Origin of the sequence: Ferrimonas balearica, assembly GCF_019802055.1 — a bacterium.
GTDB classification, from domain to species: Bacteria; Pseudomonadota; Gammaproteobacteria; order Enterobacterales; family Shewanellaceae; genus Ferrimonas; species Ferrimonas balearica_A.
The window spans coordinates 84,508-105,850 of the sequence record NZ_JAHVHW010000005.1 but is presented as its reverse complement, the minus strand read 5'-3'; the positions used below and the strand labels follow the sequence as shown (position 1 = coordinate 105,850).

Annotated in this window: 22 protein-coding genes; 19 read left to right on the top strand and 3 right to left on the bottom strand. The window is 61.0% G+C overall.

The window, feature by feature from the left end:
- Window positions 1-29: 29 nt before the first annotated feature.
- Window positions 30-671, bottom strand: coding sequence for an orotate phosphoribosyltransferase (gene pyrE, locus KUV52_RS05090; RefSeq protein ID WP_222524858.1), 642 nt, complete (start codon window positions 669-671; stop codon window positions 30-32).
- A gap of 58 nt (window positions 672-729) precedes the next feature.
- Window positions 730-1,449: a ribonuclease PH gene (gene rph, locus KUV52_RS05085; protein WP_222524857.1), complete on the bottom strand. Its 720-nt coding sequence runs from the start codon at window positions 1,447-1,449 to the stop codon at window positions 730-732.
- Between the two features lie 177 nt (window positions 1,450-1,626).
- On the opposite strand from rph, the gene KUV52_RS05080 reads away from it, so the two are divergent.
- From KUV52_RS05080 to KUV52_RS05000, 17 genes are all read left to right on the top strand, one after another.
- A complete protein-coding gene (locus KUV52_RS05080; RefSeq protein WP_222524856.1) occupies window positions 1,627-2,565 on the top strand; it encodes a CsgG/HfaB family protein in 939 nt (312 codons plus the stop codon).
- A gap of 10 nt (window positions 2,566-2,575) precedes the next feature.
- A complete protein-coding gene (locus KUV52_RS05075) occupies window positions 2,576-2,875 on the top strand; it encodes a hypothetical protein (RefSeq protein ID WP_222524855.1) in 300 nt (99 codons plus the stop codon).
- 6 nt (window positions 2,876-2,881) lie between these two features.
- Window positions 2,882-3,262 carry a DUF4810 domain-containing protein gene (locus KUV52_RS05070; protein WP_222524854.1) on the top strand — a complete coding sequence of 127 codons (381 nt, stop codon included), beginning with the start codon at window positions 2,882-2,884 and terminating at the stop codon, window positions 3,260-3,262.
- A complete protein-coding gene (locus KUV52_RS05065; protein ID WP_222524853.1) occupies window positions 3,249-3,902 on the top strand; it encodes a DUF799 domain-containing protein in 654 nt (217 codons plus the stop codon). The genes KUV52_RS05070 and KUV52_RS05065 overlap by 14 nt, the downstream gene beginning before the upstream one ends.
- A 104-nt stretch (window positions 3,903-4,006) precedes the next feature.
- Window positions 4,007-4,867, top strand: a complete 861-nt coding sequence (locus KUV52_RS05060) for a YicC/YloC family endoribonuclease (RefSeq protein WP_222524905.1) — start codon at window positions 4,007-4,009, stop codon at window positions 4,865-4,867.
- A gap of 211 nt (window positions 4,868-5,078) precedes the next feature.
- The gene (locus tag KUV52_RS05055) at window positions 5,079-5,756 is read left to right on the top strand and encodes a CpsD/CapB family tyrosine-protein kinase (RefSeq protein ID WP_222524852.1); all 678 of its coding nucleotides are present in this window, start codon (window positions 5,079-5,081) and stop codon (window positions 5,754-5,756) included.
- Window positions 5,743-6,762 carry a polysaccharide biosynthesis/export family protein gene (locus tag KUV52_RS05050; RefSeq protein ID WP_222524851.1) on the top strand — a complete coding sequence of 340 codons (1,020 nt, stop codon included), beginning with the start codon at window positions 5,743-5,745 and terminating at the stop codon, window positions 6,760-6,762. The genes KUV52_RS05055 and KUV52_RS05050 overlap by 14 nt, the downstream gene beginning before the upstream one ends.
- On the top strand, window positions 6,762-8,201 hold the full coding sequence (locus KUV52_RS05045; RefSeq protein ID WP_222524850.1) for a GumC family protein: 1,440 nt from the start codon (window positions 6,762-6,764) through the stop codon (window positions 8,199-8,201). Before KUV52_RS05050 ends, KUV52_RS05045 begins: the two co-directional genes overlap by 1 nt.
- Complete coding sequence (locus tag KUV52_RS05040; protein ID WP_222524849.1) at window positions 8,201-9,202, top strand: sugar transferase; 1,002 nt, start codon at window positions 8,201-8,203, stop codon at window positions 9,200-9,202. Before KUV52_RS05045 ends, KUV52_RS05040 begins: the two co-directional genes overlap by 1 nt.
- Before the next feature lie 3 nt (window positions 9,203-9,205).
- On the top strand, window positions 9,206-10,576 hold the full coding sequence (locus KUV52_RS05035) for an O-antigen ligase family protein (protein ID WP_222524848.1): 1,371 nt from the start codon (window positions 9,206-9,208) through the stop codon (window positions 10,574-10,576).
- Window positions 10,573-11,727, top strand: a complete 1,155-nt coding sequence (locus KUV52_RS05030; protein ID WP_222524847.1) for a glycosyltransferase — start codon at window positions 10,573-10,575, stop codon at window positions 11,725-11,727. Before KUV52_RS05035 ends, KUV52_RS05030 begins: the two co-directional genes overlap by 4 nt.
- Window positions 11,724-13,874, top strand: coding sequence for an SUMF1/EgtB/PvdO family nonheme iron enzyme (locus KUV52_RS05025; protein ID WP_222524846.1), 2,151 nt, complete (start codon window positions 11,724-11,726; stop codon window positions 13,872-13,874). The genes KUV52_RS05030 and KUV52_RS05025 overlap by 4 nt, the downstream gene beginning before the upstream one ends.
- Window positions 13,874-14,974 carry a glycosyltransferase family 4 protein gene (locus KUV52_RS05020; protein ID WP_222524845.1) on the top strand — a complete coding sequence of 367 codons (1,101 nt, stop codon included), beginning with the start codon at window positions 13,874-13,876 and terminating at the stop codon, window positions 14,972-14,974. The genes KUV52_RS05025 and KUV52_RS05020 overlap by 1 nt, the downstream gene beginning before the upstream one ends.
- On the top strand, window positions 14,971-16,143 hold the full coding sequence (locus tag KUV52_RS05015; protein ID WP_222524844.1) for a hypothetical protein: 1,173 nt from the start codon (window positions 14,971-14,973) through the stop codon (window positions 16,141-16,143). Before KUV52_RS05020 ends, KUV52_RS05015 begins: the two co-directional genes overlap by 4 nt.
- Window positions 16,140-17,276: a hypothetical protein gene (locus KUV52_RS05010; protein WP_222524843.1), complete on the top strand. Its 1,137-nt coding sequence runs from the start codon at window positions 16,140-16,142 to the stop codon at window positions 17,274-17,276. Before KUV52_RS05015 ends, KUV52_RS05010 begins: the two co-directional genes overlap by 4 nt.
- A complete protein-coding gene (locus KUV52_RS05005; protein WP_222524842.1) occupies window positions 17,273-18,688 on the top strand; it encodes a lipopolysaccharide biosynthesis protein in 1,416 nt (471 codons plus the stop codon). Before KUV52_RS05010 ends, KUV52_RS05005 begins: the two co-directional genes overlap by 4 nt.
- Complete coding sequence (locus KUV52_RS05000) at window positions 18,685-19,614, top strand: hypothetical protein (protein ID WP_222524841.1); 930 nt, start codon at window positions 18,685-18,687, stop codon at window positions 19,612-19,614. The genes KUV52_RS05005 and KUV52_RS05000 overlap by 4 nt, the downstream gene beginning before the upstream one ends.
- Before the next feature lie 14 nt (window positions 19,615-19,628).
- On the opposite strand, the gene KUV52_RS04995 is transcribed toward KUV52_RS05000, so the two are convergent.
- On the bottom strand, window positions 19,629-20,108 hold the full coding sequence (locus KUV52_RS04995) for a Dps family protein (RefSeq protein ID WP_222524840.1): 480 nt from the start codon (window positions 20,106-20,108) through the stop codon (window positions 19,629-19,631).
- 267 nt (window positions 20,109-20,375) lie between these two features.
- Between KUV52_RS04995 and gmk the strand changes: the two genes are divergently transcribed.
- Window positions 20,376-20,999, top strand: coding sequence for a guanylate kinase (gene gmk, locus KUV52_RS04990; protein WP_222524839.1), 624 nt, complete (start codon window positions 20,376-20,378; stop codon window positions 20,997-20,999).
- 59 nt (window positions 21,000-21,058) lie between these two features.
- Window positions 21,059-21,337, top strand: a complete 279-nt coding sequence (gene rpoZ / locus KUV52_RS04985; RefSeq protein WP_222524838.1) for a DNA-directed RNA polymerase subunit omega — start codon at window positions 21,059-21,061, stop codon at window positions 21,335-21,337.
- Window positions 21,338-21,343: the final 6 nt, after the last annotated feature.

The window sequence follows — 21,343 nt, the reverse complement described above, 5'->3', positions numbered from 1 at the left end:
ATTGGCGCGTTTTTTTGTTTCATCTGAACTCAGATGCCGTACTGCTCACGGTAGGCTTTTACCGCCGCCAGTTCCGCTTCGCGGCCCGGCTGCTCCGCCAGGTAGCTGATTAGGTCGGTCAGGGTAACGATGGACACCACCTGGCAGCCAAAGTCACGCTCCACTTCCTGAATCGCGGAGAGTTCGCCCTTGCCCTTCTCCTGACGATCCAGTGCGATCAGCACGCCCGCCAGCTCGGCGCCGTTGTGCTGAATGATCTCCATCGACTCACGAATTGCGGTGCCGGCGGTGATCACATCGTCCACCAGCATCACTTTGCCCTTCAGCTCCGCGCCCACCAGGTTGCCACCTTCACCATGGTCTTTAGCTTCTTTGCGGTTGAAGCAGTAGGGCAGATCCATCTCATGGTGGTCCGCCAGCGCCACGGCGGTGGTGGTAGCGATCGGAATGCCCTTGTAAGCGGGGCCAAACAGCAGATCAAACTCAATGCCGGAATCCGCCAGCGCCGCCGCGTAGAAACGGCCCAGCTTGGCCAGGTCAGAACCACGGTTAAACAGGCCCGCGTTAAAGAAGTAGGGGCTGGTACGGCCGGACTTAAGGGTGAACTCACCAAAACGCAGCACCTGGCGCTCAAGGGCAAATTCAATAAAGGCTTTTTGATAGGCTTTCACGTCGGACTCCTGGGTACAAAGACGCGGCCCTCAAAGGGGCCGCGTTTATCAGAGATTATCAATTGTTGTTGTATGCCGCTTTCTGGGCGGCGATCAGCTGGTCAACGCCAGTTTTGGCCAGAGCCATCATCTCCAGCATCTGGTCATGGGTGAAAGGCTCGCCTTCGGCGGTACCCTGCACCTCAATGATGCGACCGTCTTCGGTCATCACCACGTTCATATCGGTTTCTGCACTGGAGTCTTCCGGGTAATCCAGGTCGCACACCGCATGCTCACCCACAATGCCCACGGAGATGGCCGCAATCTGCTGCTTCAGCGGGCTCACCTTAATCAGCCCCTTACCTTTGAGGTAATCGATGGCGTCCATCAGCGCGACACAAGCGCCGGTAATGGCGGCAGTACGGGTGCCCCCATCCGCCTGGATCACGTCACAGTCGATGGTGATGGTCACTTCGCCCAGCGCCTTCAGATCCATCGCAGCACGCAGGCTGCGGCCAATCAGGCGCTGAATCTCCATAGTGCGACCACTCTGTTTGCCGCGTGCCGCTTCGCGGTCGTTGCGGCTGTGGGTCGCCCGGGGCAGCATGCCGTATTCGGCGGTTACCCACCCCTGCCCTTTCCCACGCAGAAAACGCGGTACCCCTTCCTCAACGGAAGCGGTACAGATCACCTTGGTGTTGCCAAAGGCCACCAGCACGGACCCTTCCGCGTGTGCGGTAAAGTTTCGGGTGATGGAAACCGGGCGCACCTGACCCGCCGCTCTGCCGTTTGAACGCATATCGTTAACCTGCTCTGTGGAAAAGTGGCGGCCATTATAGCGGGACTCGACCGGCTGGTGCCAAACCAAAGGCGACGAGCTTACAGAGTCTGTACGGTTCCAAAGCAATTGCTCATTGATTGAGCAGGGTGCCAGGCCATAGAATCGATTTGTCCATCAATGACATGGAGATCACCGATGTCAAATCGTTCGCTAGTCATCGCCGCTTTTGCTGTTGCGCTGGGAGGCTGTGCAACCGCCACCCCACCGCCCACCGTTGCCCCCATCGCCCCCGTCGCCAACGAGGTCGCTTCACCAACGTCCCCGACCCTGAAACGGAAGATCGCCATCGGTCGGGTCAGCAACGAAACCAACTACGGGCGCTCCCTCCTGTACGACAACAGTAACGATCCCCTGGGCAAGCAGGTCTCCGACATGCTGGCCGCCAAACTGGTGGAAAGTCAGCACTTCCTCGTCTTTGAGCGCCCGGACATCGACAAGATCCAGGCCGAGCAGGCGCTGACCAATCAGGACAATCAACTGGTCGGCGTCGACACACTGATTCTGGGCTCTCTCACTGAGTTCGGACGACGCACCACCGGCGAACGGGGCTTCCTGTCATCCACCAAAGCCCAGACCGCCTACGCCAAGGTGGAGCTGCGTCTGGTGGACGTGAAAACCGGCCATGTGTTCTTTTCAACCTCCGGCAGTGCCGAGGCCACGCTGGAATCGGAATCCGTCATGGGATTCGGCAGCCGTGCTGAATACGACGCCACGCTCAACGATAAGGCCATCAATGCCGCACTGAGCGAAGTGATGAGCGGCCTGGTCGGGAAACTGATGGATCGCCCGTGGGAAACCTACATTCTCGACATTCAGGACGATGCGGTGTTCATCTCCGGCGGCACCAGCCAGGGGATCAACCCCGGTCAGGAACTGGTGGTCAAAACCCAGGGCAAAGCGGTGAAATCCCCGCAAACCGGGTTTGTCATCTCCCTGCCGGGCACCGAGATCGCGCGCATCCGGGTCGCCAGTACCTTTGGCGACAACGAAACCAATGAAGGCAGCGTTGCTACCGTATTGTCCGGTTCCATTGAGGGCCAGGACATCGCCAAGCTGATTATCACGGCAGAGTGAGGAGCCAGTCATGAAACATGTCCTTATGGTGTTATTTGTCATGCTAACGGTGGGTTGCGCTCCGAACTCCACCCTTCAGTCCGCCCCTGAACAACCGCAACTCCTGCTGCAGGGCGGGCAACCGGATGATCTGGTGGTCATCAACGGCCAGGAGCTTGGTCCGCTGCATCGCTTCCAGGAGCCGGAGACCCTCACCATCCCTGTGAAGGAGGGCACGCACCTTGTCTCCATCATCCGAAACGGCGAAGTGGTATTCGAGAAAAAGGTCTACGTCGACGGCAACCTCATCTCAACCATCAAGATTCAGTAAAAGCCCATGAAAAAAACCACGTTTCTTTCCATTTTGCTGAGTCTGCTCCTGGTGGGGTGTGCCACCCAGCAGGAGCTGTACCAGTGGGGCGAGTACGAGCAGGCGCTGTATAAGCAGCAGTCGTCACCGGAAGAGTTCAAGGTGTACGTCGAGAGTCTGCAACGGACCATCGAAGCGGGAGGCAAGCCGGTGGCACCGGGGATCTACGCCGAACTCGGCAGCGCCTACCTTCAGGCTGGCGACGTTGAGCAGGCCATCCACTGGTACGGCGTCGAGCGCGACACCTGGCCCGAGAGCAAAGCCCTGATGACCGCACTCATCACCAACCTTGAGCGACGCCTGCCGTCCAACAGCGCCAGCGAGGAACCGACCAATGCGATGGATTAAGTCCCTCTGTCCGCTTCTGCTGCTGATCCTGAGCGGTTGCGCCACGCAATCGCCCACGGCAATGGACACCTCCGCGTTTCAGGCCGAGGCCCCACGCTCCATTCTGGTGCTGCCGCCAGTGAACCACTCTGTGGATGTGGATGCCCCCGGTTACTTTCTCTCCACCATCTCCAGACCGTTGGCGGAACGAGGCTACTATGTCTTTCCGGTCAACACGGTCAAGATGATCATGGAAGGGGAAGGGATCGCAGAGCCCACCGAGATGCATGCCCTGCCCACCCAGCGCTATCAAACGCTGTTTGGTACGGATGCGGTACTGTACGTAACGATCAACAAATGGGACTCGCAGTACGTGCTGCTGTCGACCACCACCATTGTTGAATTCGAGTACGAGATCCGCAGCGCTCACACCGGCGAAACTCTGTGGAAAACCATCAAGCAGATGACCTATTCACCCGATGGCGGCTCCACCGGCGATCCCCTCGCGGACCTGCTGGCCAGCGCCATTACCGCGGCAATTGAGCGCGCCGCACCCAACTACATGCCGTTGACGCGGCAGGCCAACAACGACGTGATAGCCGGACCCTACACGGCGATACCAACCGGCCCCTACATGCCGGTTAAAGCCGCGAAAAACTGATTCTGGCCATCTCTCAAAGCCCACCTCCCGGTGGGCTTTCGTCTATCAAGGGCCCACGCGAATCGGTATACTTGGGCAGCACTTCACGAATGGGCACCCTTACCATGATCCACAGCATGACCGCCTACGGCCGCGGTGAACTGAAAGCCGACTGGGGCACCGCCTCCTGGGAGATTCGCTCCGTAAACCAACGCTACCTGGAAACCTATCTGCGTCTTCCTGAACAGATGCGGGGTTTGGAGCCGGTACTGCGCGAACGTCTGCGTCAACGTCTGACCCGGGGCAAGGTGGAGGTCAATCTGCGCTTTGACCTGGCGCAACAGGTCGACACGCTCAATATGAACGAGTCCCTGGCCCGCCAGCTGATCGAAAAAGCACAGCACCTGCACACCATGGCCGGCATCGGTCAGATTCAGCTGGTGGACCTGCTTAAGTGGCCCGGTGTACTGGAGGGCGGCGAGCAGGACATGGACAAGATCAGTCAGGACCTGCTGGCCAAGTTCAACGACGTGGTGGACGACTTTGTCGACGCCCGCGCCTCCGAGGGTCAAGCACTGGAAGCCCTGATCCTGCAGCGCCTGGAAGGGATCAGCACCCAATCCGCCTACGTTCGCGAGCGGATGCCACAGATTCTGGAGTGGCAGCGTCAGCGTCTTACCGACCGTCTGGCAGACATCAAAGAGGATCTCGACCCGGCTCGTCTGGAGCAGGAGATGATTCTGATGGCTCAGAAGATCGACGTCGCGGAAGAGCTGGACCGCCTGGATGCTCACGTTGCGGAAACCCGTAAGATCCTGAAGAAGGGTGGCGCCTGTGGCCGTCGCCTCGACTTTATGATGCAGGAGTTCAACCGGGAGTCGAACACCCTGGCCTCCAAATCGATCAGCGCCGACATCACCGCCGCCGCAGTGGAACTGAAAGTGCTGATTGAGCAGATGCGCGAGCAGATCCAAAACATCGAGTGAACGGGTGATTCCTCGAAAAGCCGGCACCCTGCCGGCTTTTTTTGATCCAAATATCTCTCCCTTTACGTTCTTTCCAGTCAAAGCCCAACAAGAAACTTACAGCGCTCGAGAATTTGCCCATGTTTTTCAACATGGTAGAATCTCTAGCGACTATCGATAACAGGCGAGATCATCGCCCTGGTGATCACAACTCGTCGGCCAAGGACTTGCCATGCCACACTCTAACGCCCAAACGTCAGGGGTTCTGACGGGGGAGGCGCGCCGCATCCTGTTTGCGAGTCAACGGGAGCTTTCACAACTTCGCGGTAACCTGTTCCGTAATGATGAAGGCGGACTGCCAGCCTCTCTTCTGGTGACCAGCGCCCGTCGCGGTGAAGGAAAAACCACCACCGCCATCGCCCTGGCCCACACCCTGGCCCAGCACAGCAACAGCCGCGTCCTTCTGGTCAGCGCCGACCCCTCTGCCAGCCCTATGGCCCGCCTGTTTCAGTTGGACGGGCAGCTCGGACTTGCTCAGTACCTGCAGGGGGATGACCAGGCAGCACCGCAGAAAACGGAGTTTGATCGGCTGGAGGTGATGCCCTGGGGAGAAGGCCCCCGCAGTCTTTGGCATAAGGACAACGACCAGCTTTCTGAGCGTTGGGCCCAATTGCTGGCGCAGTACGAGGTGGTGGTGATCGATGGTCCTGCCGTACTGGATACCCCTGAGACGCTCGCCATCCACCAATTGGCGGCCGCGACTCTGCTTGTTCTGCAATGCGAAGTCACCAAGTGGCAGGTCGCCCAGGTGGCATTGGAACGCCTTAAAAGCGCCGGTGACCACGTCATCGGTTCCGTCATGAACCAACGTCGTTACTACGTCCCGAGCCGACTCTATGGCAAGTTTTAACTCTCTCTGCCGTCACGTGCTGGCGGCCATCATGTTGCTGTTCCTGGCGGGTTGTTCGACCAATGATTTCCCCATTGGCGAAGAGGTCACCCTGGCTCAGGACACCTTCTCCTTTACCGAGCCTGAGTATCAGATCCTCTCCCAGTACCGCATCGTACCGGGAGACCAGCTCGACGTTCTGTTTCAGATCCAGACCTGGTCCCGCGAGAAGGCTTACCGCATCTCTCTGGGGGATACGGTTTCCGTCCGCTTTGTGAATGCCCCGGAGTTGGATCAGGAGCAGAAGATCCTGCCGGATGGCACCATCGCTCTGCCCTACATCGGCGCAGTAAACGTCTACAACAAGACCACGGATGAGCTCACGGCGGAGCTTCGCGAGTCCTTCAGTGACATTCTGCGGGATCCTCAAATCTACGTAACGCTGCCGGAGTACCTGACCCAGATCCGTGAGCTGAAAAAAGACCTGCACACCGCCTCCCGGGGTTTGAGCCGACTGGTAACCGTCCGCCCCGATGGCTTTGTCACTTTCCCCATGGTGGGCGACCTCTACGTGGCTGACCGCACCATCCAGCAGGTGAATGCCGAGTTGAACGATCACTACAACAAGATCAGCAACAGCCTGCATGTGGACCTCTTCCTGGAGAAGCACGCGGGTTCCCAGATCTACGTTCTGGGTGAAGTGGGTAAACCGGGCGCCATCAAGATCAGTAAGCCCACTTCCGTGGCTCAGGCACTGGCCATGGCGGGCAGCCACAGCCCCTCTGCCCGACTCGATCACATCGTGGTGGTTCGCCGACAGGGTAAGAAGCTGGTGGGCACCCGCGTGGATCTCGACAGCGCCCTGCAACTCGGGGCCGGCAGCAGCCACTTCTACCTGATGCCTGATGACGTGGTCTACGTACCCAGCACCTCCCTGGCCACCGCTTCCGCCGTCATGCGACAACTTGCCGACGTCCTGCTGCTGTACCGCGGCTGGGGCTTCAGCTTCCGACCGAGTGACAACTGATGCAAAACGTGACAACCCCTTTCCCGGACCGTCAGGCCCAGGGAACCGAGAATCCGCTACGCGAACTGGTCACCATCCTGTTCATGCAGAAATGGTTGATTCAGCGGGTTGCGCTGCTGGTCTTCCTGATGGTGCTGGCGGTGCTGTTGTTCTGGCCGTCGGTATACCAGATCGACTCCACCGTGCTGCTTAAATCGAAGCAGGTGGAACGCACGCCGGAGATGCTGGAAGAGACCATGCTTCGGGTCAATCCGGTCAACGAAGATGACCTCAACTCCGAAGTGGCCATCATCACCTCACAGGCGGTGTTGCGGCAGGCGGTTGAGCGTCTGGTTGAGCAGGGCCTCTGGGAAGCGCCAGAGGATGAAGCTGAATGGGTGAAAGCCACCCGGGGACTGGCGGCCAAGCTGGGCACCAAGGTGGTGCCCTCCTCAAAGGTGATCCGCATCAGTCTGGCCTGGCCGGATCCCGATGAGGGCAGCGAGGTGCTGCAATCGGTGGTCAACAGCTACCTGACTTACCGGACGACGGTGTTTGAGCCGGACACCCTGCGTGACCTGTTTACTCAGCAGACCGACAATTACAGCGCTCAGTTGAGCCAACGCCGGGCTGAGAAGATGGCGCTGATCGAAACCCATCAGGCAGCGGCTCCGGCACAGGAGATTGAGCAGAATCTCACCCTGCTGCGCGAGTTGAAGCTGCAGCTCAGTCGACTGGACCAGGAAGCGCAAAGCCTCACTCACCGTCAGCAGAAGCTGGCCCAGGCACTGGATGAGCAGGCGCTGCACTACTTCTCCTTTATCGACAATGTCACAGTGCAGAAGCTGACCACCGAGATTCAGTCTCTGGTGTCCCGCCAGACCGAGATGAGTCAGGTCTATCTGCCGGATGCGCCGCCCGCCAAAGCGCTGGCCCATCAGATCGATCAAACCTACGACATCCTGAGGGAGGAGATCAGCAACCTGCAGCAGGAGCTGTCTGACCAGGCCGCATTGCTGCGCGCTGAGATCAACACCCTGAATCAGCGGATGATGGTGCTGAACCAGCGCAATGTGGAGCTGCAGCAGGTGAAGCTGCAACTGGAGCGTCTGGATCAGGAGATCAAACTGCTGGGCTACTCCTACGAGACCTTCTACAAGCGCCGGGAGCAAGCGGATATCCAGAGCCGTTTCAGCGATGAGCATCTGAATGCCCAGGTGGTGGTGCTGGTTCAACCGGAAGCCCAGTTGGAGCCCCTGTTCCCCCGTTGGAAAACCATGCTGCCGGTCGGCCTGATCGTGGCGCTGATCACCGGCATCTGCATCGGCTTTATCAACGAGTTCTTTGATCACAGCTTTAAGCGGGCAGAAGACTCCCAGCAACACCTGGGCCTGCCCACACTGCTCTCTTTACCTCACGTTGCACCCGCCTCTCAGTCGGTATCGAAAGGCCCTGAATGATGAATCAGTTTGTGTCCCGCTCAATCGGTTCTGCCATACCGGTTAAGCGTTGGAGTCGTCTGCTGGAACTGCTGGTGGTTTGGCTGATGTTGCTGCTCTCCCTGCCCCTTGGGTTGGTGTTTGCCTTCATCATCAAGCTTCAGGATGGTGGTCCGGTGTTTTACCGGGGCACCCGCCTGGGTAAGAACCGTGCCCCCTTCACTCTCTACAAGTTCCGCACCCTGGTGCCCGACGCGGAGTCGATCATTGGCGCCAAGCTGCTTGATCCCAGCCAGAAGCTGGTGACCCCTTTTGGCCAGTTTCTCCGGGATACTCACCTGGATGAACTGCCCCAGGTCTGGTGTGTCATCAAGGGCGATATGGCCCTGATCGGCCCGCGACCGGAGCGTCCGGCGGTCTACGAGAAGATGTGCAAGGAGATCCCCTTCTACGATCATCGCTTCCGTGTCGCACCGGGCATCTTGGGGTATTCGCAACTCTTTACCCCACACGGCACCGACAAGCGGATCCGCAGTTTTATCGATAACGTCTACATCAACCGACGACATCTGCGGGGCGATCTCCTGTTCTTCCTCCGGGCCAACCTGGTGTTGAGCCAACGACTGCTGCGCCAATGCTGGCGGTTACTGCGCAACACCGGTGGGCGCATTGTCCATGGTCAGCAGTGGAGTGAACGTCGCCATACCCGACGCTATAAGCCCCGTCGGGCCCGGGTCCAGTTGCAGTGCCAGCCGCCCATTCAGGGCCATATCGTCAACATCACCTACGATGCGATGCTGGTTGCCCTGTCTCACCCGCTGACCGACACCAGCCAGGAGCTGGAGATGGTCCTGACCAAACACTTTGTCCGGGGCGCCCGTTTTCGCACCAAGCTGTGCCGGGTACAGGGCCGGGTGATCGACAGTCGGGCGATGCCGCAAGAGCCCCACTGCTATCTGGTGGAGATCGCGGAAGCGACACCGCTGAACCGCTATTTCCTCAGCAAATACTTCATGGGCTGAGCCATGTTCAGAGCGGGCAATAATCTGGCCATCACCATTCTGCTGACAGGGCTGCTTAGCCTCTCCCTGGTCATGCTGGTGACGCCCTATTACTGGGCGGCCTGGGTGCCGCCCTTTGCCCTGCTTATGGCGCTGCTGGTGGCGCGTGCCCCCCACTGGGGTTTTCTGGCCATGGTGGCCACCATCCCCTTCGGGGCATACCGTAAGGTGCTGGGCGACCGGATCGACATCGCCTGGTTGTTGGCGGCGCTGCTGATTCTGATCCTGGCGGTGGACCTGCTGCTTCGACGTCGGCCGCTCTCCGACGCCCGAGCCAGCTTTTGGCCACTGATGGCCCTGTTTATGGCGGTTAATCTGATTGCACTGGCTTTCAGCCCCTACCCGGATGTGGCTTTCAAGGACACCCTGCTGTGGTTTGCCGGCGTCGTGTTTATCGCTCTGCCCCTGTTTCTGTTGCGTCCCGAGGAGCTCTATCGGCATCTGCCCAATGTGCTGATTATCAGCATCGGTATTGGCGCCCTGTTGGCGGTAATGGGCAGCTTCCTGGGGCTGGAAGGACTGGCGGCAGAGAAGGGCGATATTACCCGTGGCCTGGGGGGAACCCGGGACCCCAACAATATGGGGCTGATGCTGTTGTTCGGCCTGCCTCTGCTGGTTCACCGGCTGCTGTATCGTCCCGCCTGGCGGGACAAGCTCCTTTACGGTTCGCTTATCGCCCTGACCCTGCTGGCACTGGCGGCCACTTACTCCCGTGGCGCGGTGCTGATGCTTGGCGTCTGTACGGCGCAATTGGTGTGGCACTATCGCCATCGGTTTAAGATCCGCCTGCTCGGTCTGCTTATCGCCATTATGGCATTGGGCGTATCGGCCACAGTGATGACCCTGCCCCAGAGCTTTTGGGAGCGTCAGCTCAGCATCACCGACAGCGGCGATAAATCCCTGAGCCGACGCAGCTCCTACCTTGTGGTGGGCTGGGACAGCTTCAAAGAGGCTCCGCTGCTGGGGCATGGGCCGGGTACCTTCCCGGAGCGCTATGTGCGTTCGGAAGAGGCCAAAACCTTCAGCCGCAAGGGCAAGAGTGACCGACGGTTTGCCCACAACAGCTATGTTGAGGTGCTGGTGGGCTCCGGCTTACTGGGCTTTATGCTGTTCCTCGCCATCCAGTACCGGGGCTATCAGGACCTGCGCACCTCGGAGCGACTGTGGCAGGCCCGCCAGCAATGGGAACAGGCGGATCTGGTCGCCAGCTACCGCATCATGTTTATTACGCTGCTGGCATACCTGACCATCTTCAGCGACACCCACCATAAATACTGGCTGCTGATCCTGCCGGTGGCGGCACTGCTGCGCCGAGATGCGGAGCGTTCGTCATGATGCTGATCCTCGGCTGCCTCGCCCTGCTGACGCTGGTCCTGTTCGGTTATCCCCTATGGTGTGCCCGACAAGTCCGTACCGATGCGAATCCATGGAGCGATCCCGCACCATGGCCCAGCCTCTCCATCCTTATCGTGGTGCGTAACGGCGCCCAACTGATGGCGTCAAAGCTGACCAATACTCTGGCGTTGTCCTATCCCGGACCCACGCCACAACTCCTGATTTACAGCGACGGTTCCAGTGATGACACCGCCGCCATCGCCCGCCATTTTCCGGGGGTTGAGGTGGTTGAGGCGGCACAGCACCTGGGTAAGATCGCCGGGGTCAATGATCTGGCCTCCCGGGCAACCGGCGAAGTATTGGTGTTTACCGATGCGGACGCGCTGCTGGAGCCGGATGCGCTGAAGGCGCTGATCCGCCCTCTGTCCGATGCCGCCATCGGCGGTGTCTGTGGCCAGCGCCAGATCCAACGGGGCGATGCCTTGGCCCAGGCGCAGGCTCAGTACATCAGCTGGGACAGTCGTATCAAGGCCGGAGAGAGTGCCCGGGGCAGCCTGACCAGCAACGACGGTAAACTCTATGCTGTTCGTCGGACGAGCTTTCGCCCGATCCCCGATGCGGTCACCGACGATCTCTACGCCGCCCTCTCAGTGATCGCCCAGGGCAAACGCTTTGTGTTTGCGCCCGACGCCATCGCCCGGGTTCCCCTGCCAGTTCACCGGCTCTCGCAGGAGATACCCAGACGGCGGCGCATCGCTGGCGCCAGTCTGAATGGCCTGAGGCACCACCGGGCCCTGCTCAACCCATGGCGTTATGGTCAGGTGGCGGTCGGGCTCTGGATCAACAAGATTGGGCGACGACTGCTGCCGGTCGCCTTGATTGGGCTGCTGCTGGGCAGTGCCTTTGAGGCCCCCGACTCCAGGCTGGCACTGGCGTTGCTGGTGGCCCAGATATCCGGATATCTGCTGACGGCCCTTCACCGTTGGCTTAAACCCAACGCCCTTGCCCGCCTGGCGGAACGAGGAGCGTATTTTGTGTTAGGAAACATCGGTATGCTGCTCGGCTGGCTGGACCTGATAGGGGGCCGGGCCGCACCAAAGTGGGAGCCCGACAAAGGGCCCGCGCACAACCCTAAGGAGAACGATCAGTGACCAGGACCCGTCAATGGCCCAGGTTGAGCCTGCTTGCCGCCAGCATGATGCTGACCGGCGTCGCTCAGGCCGCGCTGCAGCCCTCACAATGGCACGACGCCACCGAAGCCCTGATCTCAGGGCAGCGTCAACAGATCACGCTGAGCCTCTTCTTCCCCACCGACGGCGCAATGCTCTCCGACGCCGACCGGCAGCGCTTGGCGTCCCTGGCGGAACAGCTGGCACCGATGCTGGATGGTCAGATGGGCATCGCCATCAGCGGCCACACCGACAGTGCCGGGGCGGAGGAGTACAACATGGCCCTGTCCCAGCGGCGGGCCGAAGCGGTCGCTCAGGCGATAACTGCCCTGCTGCCCAATCAGCACATCCGCCTGGATACCCGCTATTTTGGTGAAACCCAGCCTGTCCAGAGCAACCAGAGTGCCTCCGGAAAAGCCGCCAACCGTCGGGTGGAGATCACCCTGGCGGCGCTTTACGCACTGGGGGAGGATGGCCAACATCCGGCCACCGCACCCGCAACCAGCTTTACGCCGGATGGTACACATGCCCTGACCACCGACCCCAACGGTCGCCTGGCCCTCTGGCAAGTGGCGGAAGGGTGTCCCCAATACAGCACCGATGCCATGGAGAGTTCGGTGATGGCCTCGGCGATCTCCCCCAACGGTCGTCTGGCCGCCAGCGGTCACCTGGATGGCACCGTGCGACTGTGGGATCTGGCCACCGGAACCCTGCTCAACACGCGATACGGACACGAAGATACCGTCGTCGCTGTAACCTTCAGCCAGGATGGTAAGTGGCTGTTCAGCGCCAGTCATGATCGCTCTGCCGCCCTGTGGGAACTGACCGATGCCCGCGAGCACAAGCTCGATACCGAGGGGGATCTGCCCCTGAGCGCCCTGGCCGTGAACCACAATGGTCGACGTTTGGCTCTGGGGGATATTGGTGGCTACCTGAGCCTGTGGAACCTGGCCACCCGCAGCAAGGTCAGCGAGATGAAGCTGCTTGATGGCCGCATCAACGACATGGCGTACTCCAGTAATGATCGCTTCCTGGCAATGGCCGGAGGCAATGGTCAGTTGGTGGTGCTCGACGTTGAGTCCGGCGAACGCCGTGCCTTGACCGCCCCATCCCAACACGGCATTACCGCTCTGGCGTTCAGCCCGGACGGTCAGCGCCTGGCTGCGGCCTGGAGTCATGAACAACTGACCATCTGGGACACCGCCAGCGGTCGGCGTCTGCACCAGATGGACACCGAGGGCACCATCCACCGCCTGAACTTCAACCCCAACGGCCATCTGCTGAACGGCGCGGGAGAAGCCGCTCTCTGGCAGTGGGATACCGAGCGCTACAGCCTGGTCAAAACCCAGGATCTCACCCGCCCGGCGCCCAATCCGCAACCGGGCCAGCCCGGTGAGATCTGGCGGGAGCCCACCACCGGTATCCCCTTTGTCTGGGTAGAGGGTGGCTGCTACATCCAGGGCTGCGACAGCGGCTCTCAGTCCTGTGCCCGGGATGAGATGCCCGCCCAGGAGGTGTGTGTTGACGGTTTCTGGATGGCTCAGACCGAACTGACGCAAGACCAGTGGCAAAGCCTGATGCCCGCCAATCCCTCCCGTTACCAATTGGGTGGGGATTACGCGGTCGAACAGGTTTCCTGGTTTGATGCGCAGCGCTTCACCTGCAAGCTCAACGCCCAAAGCGACTACGAGTTCCGCCTGCCCACCGAAGCGGAGTTTGAGTACGCCTGTCGCAACGGCGGCCAAAGCGTAACATTTGGAACTCCTGCCATTGCTGAAGCGGCCACGGAACTGCCCTCCAACCCGGCCAAGGTGCAAACCGGAGAAGCGATCCATATGCCGGTGACCGAGCTGCCCGCAAACGCCATCGGCCTGTCAGGGCTGAACAGCCACGTCTGGGAGTGGGCACTGGATGTCTACGACAAGGCGGGTTATCAGTCCCACAGCCGCTTCAATCCGCTGTTTACCGGCGACCATGAGTACCACTTCCTCGGCGCCGACACCCACCGGGTTGAGCGAGGAGGCGGATGGGATACCGGCGGCCGATTCCAGAGCTGTCAGCGTCGACAGTATGACCTGCCGGAGACCCGTGCCTTCTTCACCGGTTTCCGACTGGTGCGGCGTCCCTGATGTCTCACGTTCCCAAGGTGTTGCTGCTGGATCTCTCCGCCCAGTTTGGCGGAGCCAGCAGCCGGGTACTGGGCCTGCTGGCCCGGTATCCGGATCAGCACGCGGTATTGGGTGCGCTGACCGATAGCCCGGTCTACCGGGAAGCCCGCGCCCAGGGGCTGCCGGTGGTGGGGCTGGGTCGACATAAGGCCGATCCACGTCTGCTTGGCCGACTCTGCCGTTTCTGCCGAGCGCAGGGGATCGAGCTGATCGACAGTCACAACATCCAGAGCCAGTTCTGGGCCCATTGGACCAGCCGCCGCTGCGGCATCGCCCATGTATCGACCCTCAACTCCTGGTATGCGCTGGAGTACCGGCAGCATTGGCGTGCGCAACTTTATCCCTGGCTGGCAAATGCATTGCGGCCTGATGGCCCCCTGATTGTGGTGTCTGATGCGATCCGGCAGGCGCTGCTGGCCGAAGGCGTTGAGTCGAATCGGATCCATCTGATCCCCAATGCCATGGCGCCAACACCCACGATGGCGGTAAGCCGGGCAGAGCTGGCGCAGCGCTACGGATTGGATCCCAACCGCCCCTGGCTGCTAACGGTGGCACGACTGGAAGCCGCCAAGCGGGTTGATCGCTACCTGGATGCGGTCAGTCAGCTTCCACAGGTCCAGGGCATCGTAGTGGGGGATGGCCATCTGCGCGCGCAACTGGCCGAAACGGTGCAGACGCAGGCACTGCCGGTGGTGATGACCGGCGCCCTGCCCTATGGCGAAACCCAGGCTCTGATGGCCGCCTCCGACCTTCTGATGCTCAGCTCCGACACCGAAGGCACCCCTCTGGTGCTGCTTGAGGGCGCCGCCCTGGCCAAACCGATGGTGGCCACCGCCGTTGGCGGCATCCCGGAGCTGTTTCAGCATGACGAACACGCCCTGCTGATGCCCACCGACGCGATGGCACTTGCCGCCGCCGTCCGCGACCTGTTGGCGGATCCCGGCAAGGCTGAGCGCCTGGGGCACGCCGCTCAAGTGCGACTGCGCGAGCGCTTCAGCCCGGAACAGCAGTTGAGCCAGACGCTTTCGGCCTACCGGGCTGCACTGGAGTCGCCGCTATGACCCCGATCCTGGCACACGTTGACTGCCTTGAGCGTTTCCACTTCTTTGTTCGTTTGCAGCAGGCCCTGCCAGACAGCCGTTGGCAGCTGCTGACCAGCCGCCTGTCGCTGCTTCGTAAAGCCCGTGAAGCGGGCATTCCCTGCCATTGGCTGCGCCGTGGGGCACCCGAGGCTACCCTCGACCCCAAACCGGAGCCTGGGCTGGAAGCGGCGCTGGGCTGGCGCCACCCCGGACACTGGCGTCGCTTGCAGGATGCCACCTGGCAGGCCCTGTCTGAACACGCCACTTCCGACACTCTTCTGCTGGTGTGGAACGGTTGCCGCACCGTGGAGCGCACCATCACAGCCTACGCCCGCTGCCACGGCAATCGGATACTCTACCTGGAGCTGGGCAATTTCCCCGGTCGACTGTTTGCGGATCCCGAAGGGGTGAACGCCCGCTCCCGGCTGGCCCGTGAGCCGGAACAACTGGATCACCTGCCGGATCCGGAGGCGGCATTTCAGAGTTGGCGGGAGGCCTATCTGAGTCGCGCCCAGCAACCGCCGCAAAGCGCTCAGGTCCGTCGGGTCAATCCGGACTGGTGGCAAGACCAACTGGGCTATCTGTTGGGGGGGCTGAGCGCCGACGAGCCACTGTGGCGTCGCGCTCAACGCAAGTGGCGAGCCCGCCGCCAGCCCGCGCTGGCAGGCAACCTGATCCCCTCAGTGCCCTTTCTGCTCTACCCCATGCAGGTGAGCAGCGACAGCCAATTGCTGTTCAACAGTGACGTGGATAACCGTGAGGCCCTGATGCTGGCGGCGAAGCACGCCGAAGCCCAGGGGCTGACGCTCTGCATCAAACCGCACCCGGCCGAACCGGACACGCGCATTCTCGAATGGCTGAGATCGGAGAGTCTGGCCCGCGGCTGGCTGCTGACTCAGGCTCCGATGCCACAGTTGCTGCCCCATGCCCGGGCAGTGGTGACCATCAACTCGACGGTGGGACTGGAAGCGATGCTGCTGGACAAACCCCTGCAGGTGCTGGGACGCTGTCACTATTCTGCGTTTACGCCCAAACGCTTACGCCAATACCTGATGAGCTACCTGCACCCCATCGATTACTTTGCCCAGACGCCCATCTCCAGCGCCGAGGCAAACGCCCTGATCGCCTGTGCCCGGGAGGCCCGATGATGCGTTGGCTCTGCGGCCTGATATTGGCACTGTCCGCCGCGACCCTGAGCGCCGGGGAGCGGCCCTACCACCCGGACAGCCCCTGGAACCTGAAGATTGGCGAGACTCCCAAAACAGACCCCAACTCCGCTTTCTATCTGAGCCAGATGTCCGGCGTCTTCGGCATCGACCCCAACCAGTACACGATGCCGGTGTACGAAATCGACGCCAGCACGCCGATGAAACCGGTGCTCCTCTCCGGGGTGTTTTCCGAGGTGAGCAACCAGGGTCAGGATCTGCGCCTGCTGAAGCGCACTACCGTATTGGCCCCGCTGCCCGTTGGCGCCCGGGCAGCCAAAGGCAGCGACAGCCAGATCGTACTGTGGGATCCGGTCACCGGGGATGAATGGGGGTTCTGGCAGGCGCGTCCTTTGCCGGATGGCAGCTGGGTTGCGGTCAACGGCTATCGCTACAACACCCGATGGAGCGGCGTACCGCCCCGCGGCTTTATCAGTCGCGGCGCTGGCGTACCCTACCTGATTGGGTTGGTGCGTCCCTGGGAGATTCAGCAGGGCCGGATCGACCACGCCATTGCGCTGGGGATCAACTACCCCAACCCGATGCACATCCACCCGGCCACAAAGAGTGACGGCAAAGCCTTTGAACCTCACTATCTGCCGATGGGCGCGCGGCTGCAGTTGGATCCCACTCTGGGGGAGGCCGACTTCGACCGCTGGCAACTGACCCCGGTTGAACGCGTCATCGCCCGGGCACTGCAGCAGTACGGGATGATCCTGATCGACGGCAGCGGCCATCCCAAGCTTTACGCCGAGTATGAGGGCACCGCCCACTGGGACGGGGCGCTGCATAAGCGCACGCTGCGACGCATCCCCTATGAGGCGTTCAGGGTGCTGGATCTGACCACTCAGACTCCGCAGCAGGCCCCCGCCGCTACGGTGGTGGTTCGGGAGGGGGCACGCTGGCTCGAGTGGCCTGAAGTGCCGGGGGCCAACCGTTATCGGATCTGGCTGGACGGTGAACCTCAGGAGGTCCGGGCTGGCCCACTGCAAATACCGGCAACCAGCCAGGAGATTCGCCTGGCCGCTCTCAATCATCAGGGGCTGGGCCCCGCCATCACGGTGGTGCTGCCATGAGCCGCAAGTCTGTGGCTCAGCTCGCCGCCAGCCGTGGTCTCCGCCACGGTTTGGGGCTGATCACCGCCTTTTTGCGACCCAAGCTGCTTGGGCCGGAAGCCCTCGGCCTGTTTGCCCTGCTGAACCTGTTTCCCACCTACAGCACCTACCTGCATCTGGGGGCGCGCTCCAGCCTCCGCTACCAGGTGCCCCGCTTAAAGGGGCAGGGAGAGACCGAGCAGATCGACGCGTTGAAGAACAGCGTGTACTGGGGCTCCCTGATCCTGAATCTGGTGCTGGCCCTGATGATTCTCGGTTATGCCACCTTCGGCACCGAGGACAGCGTCACCCGCTTTGGTCTGGTATGTGCCGCCATCTCAGTGGTGTTGGTGTGGGCCTTTGATCACCGCATGGCGGAACTGAAAAGCGAAGAACGGTTCGGCACCCTGGCCCGCATTACGGCACTGCGCTACGGTCTTCAGTTCGCCCTGACTCTGGGCCTGATCCTGACTCTGGGGATACTGGGCGCCTTCCTGGCATTGCCGATCTGTCTGGCGCTGCTCTACTGGTCTGCCCGGGAGGGCAGCCCCAGACAGCGGCAGCCCTGGGAGTGGCAGCAGTTCCTGCACCAGGTGCGGCTGGGCTTCCCCATCCTGATGCTGGAGTTGGTCAGCCTGAGCCTGCGCCTGCTGGATAAACTGTTGGTGGCCTGGCTGCTGGGACTTGAGGCCCTGGGTTACTACACCCTGGGCACCATGCTGCTCGGTCCGCTTATGAACCTGCCGGGCGCCGCCCGGGAGGTGAGTGAGCCCAAGCTGATGCAGGAGACGGGCTACGAAGCCAGCGGACAGCGTCTGGCCCGCCACTACTGGCGTCCCATGCACCGCACCGCCTGGCTGATGCCGCTGCTGATTCTGCCAGCGGTACTGCTGCTGCCCGGGCTGATCCACTATGGTTTGCCGGAATATGGCCCGGCCCAGCACTCGGCTCAGCTGCTGGCTCTTGGCAGTTTCTTTCTGGCGCTGGGTTATCCGGCTCGCGGGTTGATCGTTGCTCATCGCTGGCAGGCTCAGGCGGCGAAGCACGCCTGGATGCTGGTGCCGGTGGTGATGGGAGTGACGGCACTGGCATTGATGTGGTGGCCTAAGCTGGAAACCGTCGCCATCGGATTCAGCCTGGGTTACGCCGGATTGGCCCTGGCGTTGATGCATTTTCTCTGTCAGCAGCTGGATCGCTCACCCTACCGGGCTCAGGCGCTGACACTGCTGCTGCCTTTCGCTCTGACGCTGTTGCTGTGGTGGGCGCTGCATTCCCTGCCTTTGCCGTCGCAGTGGGCACTGTGGCAACAGCTTGGCGTTCAGATGGCGCTGATGGCACTGGTGGCCCCCCTGTTCTGGTGGCAGGCTCACCGCGCCTCGGGGGCCAGCGCATGAACAACGTGACGCTCAACCTGTACGACCTGATCCGTATTGAGGGCGTGCTGCCACAGCCCCTTCTTACCCCGCTTCTTGAGCGCTTTGGCCGATTCCGCGCAGAGCGTTCAACGGCCCCCTGGCGTATTGAACTGGGCACCCTGGATACCCCGGGTTACCGGCCGCGCCTCAAGCCCCAGTGGCAATTCGATCAACTTGGCGCGCACTGGCTGGGGCAAACCCAAAAACGGCTTGTGATTCAGCCGATCAGCGACGGCTTTCGCCTTCTGGTGCGTGCGCCCCATTACGGACGGCTGCACTTTGGACTGCTGTGGGCCATCAGGATACTGATGGCCCGTCAAGGTGGCGCCCTGATGCACGGTGCGGTACTCGGTCAGGGCCCGCGTACTCTGATGCTGTTCGGGGCAAAACAGGTGGGAAAAACCCAACTGGTGCTGGGCTTGATGGAAGAGGGTTGGCAACTGTTGGCGGAGGATAAGTTTCTGTTCCTCCAGGGTGAGGCGTACTGTCTGCAGGACCACTTTTACCTTCGTCCCCATCATCTGCGCAGCCATCCCTGGCTACCCGGCATGGTGGGCTCGCCGGAGCGCCCCGGCCGACGAATCGGCGAGGCGCAATGGCGGGTCGGGGTGGAAACGCTCTATCCGGGGCAGTTGGCCGAGCGGCTATCGCCCACCCATCTGGCGTGGCTGACCCCGGGTGCCGAATGGCAGTGCCGGGCCATTGATCCAGCAGAACTCTCCCCCGCATTGCATTCTCAGCAACAGGAAGCGTTCAGCCAGTTTCATCTGTTGGACCGCTGGCAGAATGCAATTGCCCCACTGCCTTCCGGTCTGCCGCTGACGGGCGCCCGACACCTCACCGTGCCGGTGCCCATCGACGTTCAGACTGGATGTCGCTATCTGCGGGACTACCTGAATCCCTGAGGGACCGGGCAGGCTCAGGCGCCACGACCCTGGTACGCCGCCAGCATCCAGGACTCTTTCTCCTGCTGGCTGATGTAATCGCTCATCAGGGAAACGGTACCTTCATCGCCCAGTTCACTGGCCTGGGCCAGAATGCGGCGCTGCTGGCTCAACAGCAACTTGTAGGCACTCAGAATGCTTTCGATGGCGACATGGCCGTCGCGCACGCCCTTAACCTCGTCGATCTGGCTCATCTTCAGGTAATCGGAGAAAGCGTGGCGGGGCTGATGACCCAGAGTCAGGATACGCTCAGCGATCTCATCCACCTTCAGCAGCAGCTGATCGTAGATCTCCTCAAACTTGGCGTGCAGCTCAAAAAAGTTGGCGCCCTGCACGTTCCAGTGGAAGCCGCGCACATTCATATAGAGAACCTGGTAGTTGGCCAGGAGTTGGTTCAGTTGATCTGCCAGGCTTTCCGCGCCCACTTTATCCAGTCCAATCAGGTTGGTGCTCATTGTCTGTGCCTCAAATTAGGGAAGTTCATTGCTCCGGCACAGAATAGCCAGCCCCACATAACCACAAAAGCGAATAGAACCTATCACCCCAATCTAAGTGTGCGATTATCAGAGTGTGACCGATGGATCATCGCGCGCTTCTTGGCCCGCCGCGGCGGGCGTGTTAACATTTCGCGCCTCAATTTTCACCGTTGGGGCAGCGCCCCGACCTAACTTCGGCAGGCGCTACACTGTACGCCAGCCCCAAGCGTCAGGATCCCGAACACCATGGCACGTCGTGGTAACCTTTTTATCCTCTCTGCCCCCAGCGGCGCAGGGAAATCCTCCCTTATCAGCGCGCTGCTGCAAGGCAAGTCGGCTGATATGCAGGTGTCTGTGTCCCACACCACTCGCGCCATGCGTCCCGGAGAGGAGAACGGCGTCCACTATCACTTCGTCACCCCCGAAGCGTTTAAGGACCTGATTGACCAGGGTGCCTTCTTCGAGTGGGCCGAAGTGTTTGGTAACTACTACGGCACCTCTCGCATCACCATTGAGCAGACTCTGGAAAAGGGCATCGATGTGTTTCTGGACATCGACTGGCAGGGCGCCCGTCAGGTCAAAACCCTGATCCCCGATGCCATCGGTATCTTTATTCTGCCCCCCTCCCGGGCGGAACTTGAGCGTCGTCTGCGCAGCCGTGGCCAGGACAGCGACGAGGTGATCGCCGGTCGGATGGCGGAAGCCCAGAGCGAAATCTCTCACTATGGTGAGTTTGATTACCTGTTGGTGAACGAAGATTTCGATACCGCTCTGAGTGAGTTACGTGCCATCGTCAAGGCTGAGCGAACCCGCCTTGCTAGGCAGGTTGAGGCACACGGTGGTATGCTAGATGATCTGTTGGCAGACTAAGCCGACATCATGTACAATTTTGCGTCATTTTTTTCCAACTTAATCAGGAGCTCCTCGTAATGGCACGGGTTACTGTAGAAGACGCCGTAGATAAGATCGGCAACCGTTTTGACCTGATCCTGGTGGCGGCACGTCGCGCTCGCCAACTGTCCGTTCAGGGCAAAGAGGCGCTGGTAGAGGTGGAAAACGATAAATCGACCGTAGTGGCACTGCGCGAAATCGAGCAGGGTTTGATCAACTCTGCCGCCCTGGATGAGCAGGAGCGTCAGGCCCAGCGTGAGCAGGAAGCCGCCGAACTGGCTGCTGTTGCTGCCATCGCCGAAGGTCGCTCCCTGTAATTCCGG

Bases quoted from the DNA above. Each gene is read 5' to 3' on its own strand.
- rph (WP_222524857.1), bottom strand. From the start codon at position 1,449: ATGCGTTCAAACGGCAGAGCGGCGGGTCAGGTGCGCCCGGTTTCCATC.
- KUV52_RS05080 (WP_222524856.1), top strand. From the start codon at position 1,627: ATGTCAAATCGTTCGCTAGTCATCGCCGCTTTTGCTGTTGCGCTGGGA.
- KUV52_RS05075 (WP_222524855.1), top strand. From the start codon at position 2,576: ATGAAACATGTCCTTATGGTGTTATTTGTCATGCTAACGGTGGGTTGC.
- KUV52_RS05070 (WP_222524854.1), top strand. From the start codon at position 2,882: ATGAAAAAAACCACGTTTCTTTCCATTTTGCTGAGTCTGCTCCTGGTG.
- KUV52_RS05065 (WP_222524853.1), top strand. From the start codon at position 3,249: ATGCGATGGATTAAGTCCCTCTGTCCGCTTCTGCTGCTGATCCTGAGC.
- KUV52_RS05060 (WP_222524905.1), top strand. From the start codon at position 4,007: ATGATCCACAGCATGACCGCCTACGGCCGCGGTGAACTGAAAGCCGAC.
- KUV52_RS05055 (WP_222524852.1), top strand. From the start codon at position 5,079: ATGCCACACTCTAACGCCCAAACGTCAGGGGTTCTGACGGGGGAGGCG.
- KUV52_RS05050 (WP_222524851.1), top strand. From the start codon at position 5,743: ATGGCAAGTTTTAACTCTCTCTGCCGTCACGTGCTGGCGGCCATCATG.
- KUV52_RS05045 (WP_222524850.1), top strand. From the start codon at position 6,762: ATGCAAAACGTGACAACCCCTTTCCCGGACCGTCAGGCCCAGGGAACC.
- KUV52_RS05040 (WP_222524849.1), top strand. From the start codon at position 8,201: ATGAATCAGTTTGTGTCCCGCTCAATCGGTTCTGCCATACCGGTTAAG.
- KUV52_RS05035 (WP_222524848.1), top strand. From the start codon at position 9,206: ATGTTCAGAGCGGGCAATAATCTGGCCATCACCATTCTGCTGACAGGG.
- KUV52_RS05030 (WP_222524847.1), top strand. From the start codon at position 10,573: ATGATGCTGATCCTCGGCTGCCTCGCCCTGCTGACGCTGGTCCTGTTC.
- KUV52_RS05020 (WP_222524845.1), top strand. From the start codon at position 13,874: ATGTCTCACGTTCCCAAGGTGTTGCTGCTGGATCTCTCCGCCCAGTTT.
- KUV52_RS05015 (WP_222524844.1), top strand. From the start codon at position 14,971: ATGACCCCGATCCTGGCACACGTTGACTGCCTTGAGCGTTTCCACTTC.
- KUV52_RS05010 (WP_222524843.1), top strand. From the start codon at position 16,140: ATGATGCGTTGGCTCTGCGGCCTGATATTGGCACTGTCCGCCGCGACC.
- KUV52_RS05005 (WP_222524842.1), top strand. From the start codon at position 17,273: ATGAGCCGCAAGTCTGTGGCTCAGCTCGCCGCCAGCCGTGGTCTCCGC.
- KUV52_RS05000 (WP_222524841.1), top strand. From the start codon at position 18,685: ATGAACAACGTGACGCTCAACCTGTACGACCTGATCCGTATTGAGGGC.
- KUV52_RS04995 (WP_222524840.1), bottom strand. From the start codon at position 20,108: ATGAGCACCAACCTGATTGGACTGGATAAAGTGGGCGCGGAAAGCCTG.
- gmk (WP_222524839.1), top strand. From the start codon at position 20,376: ATGGCACGTCGTGGTAACCTTTTTATCCTCTCTGCCCCCAGCGGCGCA.
- rpoZ (WP_222524838.1), top strand. From the start codon at position 21,059: ATGGCACGGGTTACTGTAGAAGACGCCGTAGATAAGATCGGCAACCGT.